General features: G+C 69.6%; 5 protein-coding genes and 2 pseudogenes. 3 read left to right on the plus strand and 4 right to left on the minus strand.

Annotation, left to right across the window (positions count from 1 at the left end; translation table 11 throughout):
* Positions 1-1,054, minus strand: a 1,054-nt coding sequence (locus O3X23_RS40320) for an outer membrane protein assembly factor BamB family protein (protein WP_269279094.1), incomplete at its 3' end; no start/stop codon positions are given.
* 377 nt (positions 1,055-1,431) lie between these two features.
* Between O3X23_RS40320 and O3X23_RS40325 the strand changes: the two genes are divergently transcribed.
* Positions 1,432-1,824, plus strand: a complete 393-nt coding sequence (locus O3X23_RS40325) for a hypothetical protein (RefSeq protein WP_269279097.1) — start codon at positions 1,432-1,434, stop codon at positions 1,822-1,824.
* Positions 1,825-1,842: 18 nt separating this feature from the next.
* Here the strand turns inward: O3X23_RS40325 and O3X23_RS40330 are convergent, their stop codons facing one another.
* The 3 genes from O3X23_RS40330 to O3X23_RS40340 form a co-directional block, all read right to left on the minus strand.
* The gene (locus O3X23_RS40330; RefSeq protein WP_269279100.1) at positions 1,843-2,973 is read right to left on the minus strand and encodes a YncE family protein; all 1,131 of its coding nucleotides are present in this window, start codon (positions 2,971-2,973) and stop codon (positions 1,843-1,845) included.
* Positions 2,970-3,575 carry an ankyrin repeat domain-containing protein gene (locus O3X23_RS40335; protein WP_269279103.1) on the minus strand — a complete coding sequence of 202 codons (606 nt, stop codon included), beginning with the start codon at positions 3,573-3,575 and terminating at the stop codon, positions 2,970-2,972. Before O3X23_RS40335 ends, O3X23_RS40330 begins: the two co-directional genes overlap by 4 nt.
* Positions 3,576-4,045: 470 nt before the next feature.
* Complete coding sequence (locus tag O3X23_RS40340; RefSeq protein ID WP_269279106.1) at positions 4,046-4,450, minus strand: type II toxin-antitoxin system PemK/MazF family toxin; 405 nt, start codon at positions 4,448-4,450, stop codon at positions 4,046-4,048.
* A 168-nt stretch (positions 4,451-4,618) separates the two neighbouring features.
* On the opposite strand from O3X23_RS40340, the pseudogene O3X23_RS40345 reads away from it, so the two are divergent.
* Positions 4,619-5,177, plus strand: a pseudogene (locus O3X23_RS40345) (IS701 family transposase); the annotation flags it as partial.
* Between the two features lie 353 nt (positions 5,178-5,530).
* Positions 5,531-6,653: pseudogene (locus O3X23_RS40350) on the plus strand (AAA family ATPase); the annotation flags it as partial.

Below are 6,653 nucleotides of genomic sequence, written 5' to 3' on the forward strand. Positions count from 1 at the left end.
GCGAGGGCCGGGCGTCGAAGCCCTGTTGGGGGGACACGGTCAGGTGCAGGTCCTCCTCGCGCCCCGAGATCTTCACCACCCCGCGCAGGCGGTCCTGGTCGTCGAAGGCGAGCACGGCATCGGTGCCGCGTTCGGCCTTCTCCTTGAGCCAGAGCACGAACGGCCGGGCGGAGACGACCATGACGGTCTCCCAGCGGCTCTCCGCCGGCAGCTGGGTACGGCGTACATGTGTGCCGTTGGCGGTGTCGAGCGTCACCAGTTCCAGCGAGCCGAACGCGGACTCCGGCCCACGCAGGCATTGGACGACCACTCGGGTCCGGCCCGCCGTGGCCGACGCGACGATCGGCGAGCAGCCCTCGCCGAGGTCCAGTTTCCAGCCCGGAACGCCTGTGCGTAGCGCGAAGCCCCGAACGGCGGTCTCCTCCAGTGCGACGGCGACGCCGCTGTCGGCGGCCACCCTGCCGTCGGTGGGCCCGGTCCCGGCGGCGCCCGTGATCTTCCGCTCCCAGAGCTTGCGGCCGCTGGCGGTGTCAATGCCCCATACCGTGTCGCACGGCTCCTCCTCGCGGCCGAAGGCGATGACACCAACGCCGTCAACAGCGGCATCGCTCATCGCGCACGCCGACCCACGCACGGGCGCCTCCATGCTCCAGCGCTCACGTCCGTCGGCGAGGTCGTAGCTGGTCAGACCGTCGGTGCGGGCGCGCACGACGGCTCCGTTCAAGACCCAGTTACCCACACCCTTGATGGTGCTGGGCCGGTCGACCGGCACGTCCCAGGCCCGGTCGAGGACGGGGCCGCGCATCCACGCGTACATCTTCCACCCCGGCCATAGGGCGAGGACCATGCCCACCACGACCAGCGCGGCGGGCAGCGCTGTACCGGGACGGACCTTGGCCAGTTCCACGACGCGCCAGGTGACCAAGATCAGGCCCGAGAAAGTGCACAGGAACGCCAGCAGGATGGTGGGGAGGGTGCCCTCGGGACAGGGGCGTGAACCGTCGCCGCACGAGTTGCCCGGAATCGAAGTCCAGGCGAACCAGTGGAAGGACACAGCCAGTCCGCATACCAACCCGGCCGTCACGACGAGCAACGCCCTCCCCCACACGGTTCCCTGTGTCCCGCGCGCAGGTCTGCTGTCCTCCACCACGTCGCCCCCCCCGGCGTCAACTGCCGCTCCCCCGGCAGAGGGTTGCGGTTGATCATAGCTCCCGAACCCTATGGGCGGCCGGAAGTCAGGGACAACGGGGGACCGCCTCGGCACCCTCACTCCATCCGCCACCGCCCCACGCCTCTCACCGACGGGCCGCCCGACAAGGCGGTGGCCCCGGCTCTTGGCCTATCGCGCAGGTGATCAACACCGGAACGAGTTGTGCGCACAAGCCAATGTGCCGTTCGGAACCCGTTGGGCACTCTGCACGTCGAACGGCCATGGCCAAGACAGCTGTGCCGATCGCCCTTCTGTCCGTGCTCGTGCTCGCGGCGGGCTGCACGGAATCCGGCGGCAAGGTGGAGCGGGGACGCCCGACGCCTCCGGCGGGGACGCCCCCTGCTTCGTCCGCGCCCGCCCCTCGGGTCATCCACTTCGATCTCTACACGCACTGCGGGATCGACGAAGCCCGGATCGGCTCGACGTACTTCGAGGCCAGGACGCCGCTCTCCGACGGTGCAGGGAACCCGCCCGACGGATGGGACAACCCCACCCAACGCGGAACGATGACCCTGAAGTCCGCGACGGAAGCGGTGTTCACCGACGGGGCAGGGCACGCGGTGACGTTCCGCGCCCGTTCCGGGGCGAGCACGTTCAAACGCATCTGCGCCTGACCCGGTGCGGGCGGGCCCTCACAGGACGACGATGCCCAACGGGCTTACTCCTGCGGGCAGTCGACGGGTGTCGCCCGAGGCGAGGTCGACGACGGTGATGCCGTCCCAGGCGCCCTCCCGGGTGAAGCCACCCGTGACGTAGGCCGTCCGGCCGTCCGGGGAGACCGCGACGTTCTCGTGGGCGCCCCGCAGGGGGATGACGCGCTCGTGGCCCGTGGGGCTGCGGACCGTGAGGGATGCCTCGGAGTCCGCGCTGGTGATCGGACCCGTGCCGACAACCAGCAGGGTGCCATCGGGAGTGATCGTGGTGCCGTGCTGGTGGGTATCGGCGGTCATGGGGTCGATCGTGACGTTGCCCGTGCGCGGGTCCAGGACGGCCAGGCGCTCGCCCTCGAAGGGCAGGAGGAGCGCGCCGTCCGAGGGGCGTACGGCGGCATAGTGCGGTTTGAGCCAGGAGCCCGGACCACCCTCAGTGCCGTACGGGGCGACCTGATAGGTACGTGGGGCACGGGTGTCCACGGCGAGCACCGTCACCGAGAAGGAGTCGTGGTTGGTCACGTAGACCTCGCGGCCGTCCCGGGAGTTGTCCACGTCGAAGGGGCGGCGGCCCACGGGGACGGTGTCCGACACCGTGCCGGAGGTGGTGTCGATGACCTCCACCACCCCGTCACGGTCCGGAACATTGACGCCGACATAAACGTGCCGCCCGTCGGGGGTGAGCGCGATGCCCATGCCCCCGCCGCGGTACTCGCCCAGGGTGGGGCGACCGGTTTCGGTGGCGTACGGGATCAGGGCCGTACGGGTGCGCGTGGCGGTGTCGACCACCGCGACACCCTCGGCGGTGGAGACCCAGGCGCGGCCGTCGCGGCCGAGGGCGATGCCGTAGGGAGCGAGGCCGACCTTGACGGATTTCATGGGGCCACGAGCCGGGTCGACGAAGGTGACGGTGTCACTGTCGAAGTCGGCCACGAGCAGGGCGCCGGGGGACGTCGTACCGGGGGAAGGCGGCTGGGACGCGTCGGGAACGGCGGGGGACGCGGGCGTCACGGTCGACAGGCGCGGTCGATCAGGCGTGGACTCCCCCGCGCCCTGCGCGCAGCCCGCGAGGGTGGCCCCCAGCAGGAGGACCCCCGCGATCCGGCGGATCATCCGGCGCCCCGGAGCAGGGTCGCGATCTCGTCGAAACCCCGTCGTTCCGCGTGGGTCAGGGGCGTGACGCCGTCGGCGTCCGGGAGGTCGGCGATGGCCCCCGCGGCGAGCAGGATCTGAACGATCTGCCGGTGCGCGCTGCCGCCGTCACCGAGGATCACCGCCTCCAACAGGGCGGTCCAGCCGAGCCGGTTGACGTGGTTCACGTCGATGTCCGTCTCGTCCAGCACGGCTTGCACGTACGCGACATGACCGCGCTCGGAGGCGGGGATGACCGAGACCCCGCCGAAGCGGTTGCGCAAGGTCAGATCCGGGCCCGCCGGCAGGAGCGTCCGCAGCATGGTGACGCTGCCCGTCACGCCGGTGGCCAGCCATGCGCTGTCGTCCTGGGCGTCCTGCGCATTGACATCCGCACCTGCGGCGACAAGAACGGCGGCCGCTTCGACGTGGTCGCCGAGTGCGGCGAGCAGCAGTGGGGTACGCAGGTCGCCCGCGCGGGCTTCGACGCGAGCCCCGGCGTCGAGCGCGGCACGCACCGCGGCGGCGTCTCCGCGCTCGGCGGCGGTCAGCAAGGTGCGGTTGGCTGCGCTGTCAGCGGGCATGGCGGGGCTCCTGGGATTTTTCGGGCGAAGCGGGGTTCGGGGTTCTGAGATTGCGGATTGCGGATCGTCGGCACACGGTACGGGGGCAGGGCGCGCCGCCGGAGTCTGCGCGGGCATGACGGTGACACCTCAAAGCAGCCGAGCGCTGCGACTGGTTGCCGCTGCTCTCCACCCTGAGCCCGCAACCGGCCGCCGGCAGTCGCCAATCCGGCTGGTCGCGAGCTGCCGGGCGGATGACCCCGGGGTCATCCGATCAGTTGACCCCGAGGGGCGGCGAGCGCTGACCACGCGGTGTCTGCCCAGATCAAGGCCACCAGGCATGCCGGGGCGTTGGGGTGGTCGCATTCGACCCTGGTACTCCAGCCATCGTTCGTGATCTCGATCGTGAGGGGCGCCGAGGAGGCAGCTGGCAGCGTCGATCATCTGGACGAGACCGACCACGCCATCGCGGGCGTCCGTTCCTTCTCCGCCTACCCGAGTCCACCGAGACGCAGAGCGTTCCGTATCTCGCTGAGCTTCGCGGTCGTGGCCGGGGTCCACTGCTTCGCCTGCTCACCGAGACGCAGGGCGTTCTCGATCTCGCTGAGCTTCGCGGAGGGCAGAACGCCTGCCCGCTCGATCAGGTCGTCCCGGGACACGGTGGTCAGCCACGTGCAAGGGGTAAAGCCCGGACGCGGCAACGCGAACCGCAGCACTCCTTCAAAAAGCAGTCCTTCCTCGGCGCCTACTGCCACTTCGACGCCCAGACCGGTGATGTCGACCCCCGCCCGAGCGACGACCTGCATCACCCGGATCCCGGACGCGTCGTCTCCCGACAGCAGCACGACCGGCCGCCGCTCGTCGAACTCCACCCACCAGACTTCGCCACGTTGCACATGTCCTCCTGACACAGGAACGGCGGGCGGACGCTGCGCGACCCCGACGCGCTGCGGAGACGGGTGCAGCCACCCGTTGATCATCGGTGTGTGAAGACCAACGATCACGCGGTGGCCGCAGGTCACAGCGTAGACCCTGCCCGCCGGCAGGAGGCGTTCGAGGGCCTGATGAGCCGGATAGCGGGACGGTTCACACGGGGGTCCGGAAGTTGGTGCTCGGACTGCTGTCGGACCTGCCGCGCAAGAACTGCCGGACCATCGCCGAATGGGCCGGGGAGAGGACCCCGGACGGCATGCAGCACCTGCTCGGCCGGGGCAAGTGGGACGCCGACCGGGTCCGCGACGATGTGTGTGCCTACGTGGTGGACCACCTGCACGACGACCAGGCGGTAACGGTGGTCGACGAGACCGGGGACGTGACGAAGGGCACCGACACGGTCGGCGTCCAGCGCCAGTACACCGGCACCGCGGGCAGGCTCGAAAAAGCCCAGGCCGCCGTCTACCTGGTCTACGCGGGCTGGCGCGGGCACGCGGCAGTTGACCGGGAACCCTACGTCCCGCGTTCATGGACCTCCGACCCTGACCACTGCCGGGATGCCGGACTCGACCAGGACACCGCCTTCACCACCAAGCCGGAACTGGCCACTCGTACGGTTGCCCACTCCTGGACGCCGGCCACCAGGCGCGCCGGGCCCCGGGAAATCCGGGTTCATCGGACACCCGCCGCGCCTGTCGTCATTCGTTCCTTCGACGATATCAAGGACGCGAAGTCTGAAGTTCGGCGGATACAGGTTGGGTGGGACGGGGTCGGATAGTCCGGGCGGGCATCCAAGGGCGGGCTCGCCCATAATGCAGGCGGGCATCGGGGAGCGCAATGAGCGATATACGGAACAGCAAAATGGATGCTACGCAATACAGTCAGGCGTCATTGATTCGGTCGTAGGGCCATAACTTCACCAAGTAAGTCAAGACTTATATTCAAGGAACTTTGACCGTATGGTGTGGCTCGAATCGAAGGAGCCCCTGTTGTCAAAGATGAATAACCCCGCTGTGCGTGCACTTGCATCGGAGCGGGATTATGTGTCCTCCTTGTATGAGGTGCTCACCGAGCGGCTTTCCGAGGCGCGAGTACAACGAGCGAGTGTGCTGAAGGCCGCGGCGGAAAGCGCCGGCGAGGCATACGAGAGAGAAATCGCCGCCGAGCGCCTGGCCAAGGAAATCGGCCGGCTGGAGGCCGCCGAAAAAGGGCTGGTCTTCGGGCGCATTGACTGGACGGATGGCACGGCCCTGCGCATCGGGCGGATCGGACTGCATACGGAGGACGATGGCCTGCCGCTGCTCGTGGACTGGCGCGCGAACGCCGCGCGGCCCTTCTACGAGGCGACACCGGTCCACCCGATGGATCTGCGGCGGCGCCGGCACCTGCGCCTCGAGGAGCGCACGGTCATCTCGGTGAGCGACGAACTGCTGGACGGGACCGCCCCGACCGACGAGGACGTCGTGGGGGACGGCCCGTTGACCGAGGCTCTGTCGGCCCGGCGTACGGGCCAGATGCACGCGGCCGTCGCAACGCTGCAGGCCGAGCAGGACGAGATCGTCCGCTCCGCCCACCGCGGGGTGAGCGTGGTGCAGGGCGGGCCCGGCACCGGCAAGACGGTGGTCGCCCTGCACCGGGCGGCCTATGTCCTGTACGCGTTCCCGCGCGCCGCGCAGGAGGGTGTCCTGGTGGTGGGCCCGAACGCCCGGTTCCTCGACTACATCTCCCAGGTCCTTCCCTCGCTCGGAGAGAACGACGTCGTTCTGGCGACCTGCCGGGAACTGGCCGCAGTGTCCACGAACACGGTGGACCCGTTCGATACGGCGCGTCTCAAGGGCAGCTTTGACCTCGCCGACGCCTTGGCCGGCCTGCTGCGCGTCCATCAGGCCCCCGCCGGTGACTTCACCGTCCAGGTCGGACAGCAACTGGTCCACCTGTCCGGCGAGGAAGTCGCCACGGCCCGCGACGCCGCTGTGGCAGCCGCAGCAGGGCACAACCCCGCGCGCCAGGTGTTCAGGGAACTGCTGGTCGACGCCGTCACCGACGCGATGCAACGAGACATGGGCGACCTCCTGGAGCAGATCGACGCCGATGCCGCCGAAATGGCGGGCATGGACCTCGACCGGTTCACGGGAGCCGCCCAGCGCCGTGCCGAAGGTGCGGCCG

This window comes from Streptomyces sp. H39-S7, from assembly GCF_027158205.1.
Taxonomy (GTDB): Bacteria; Actinomycetota; Actinomycetes; order Streptomycetales; family Streptomycetaceae; genus Actinacidiphila.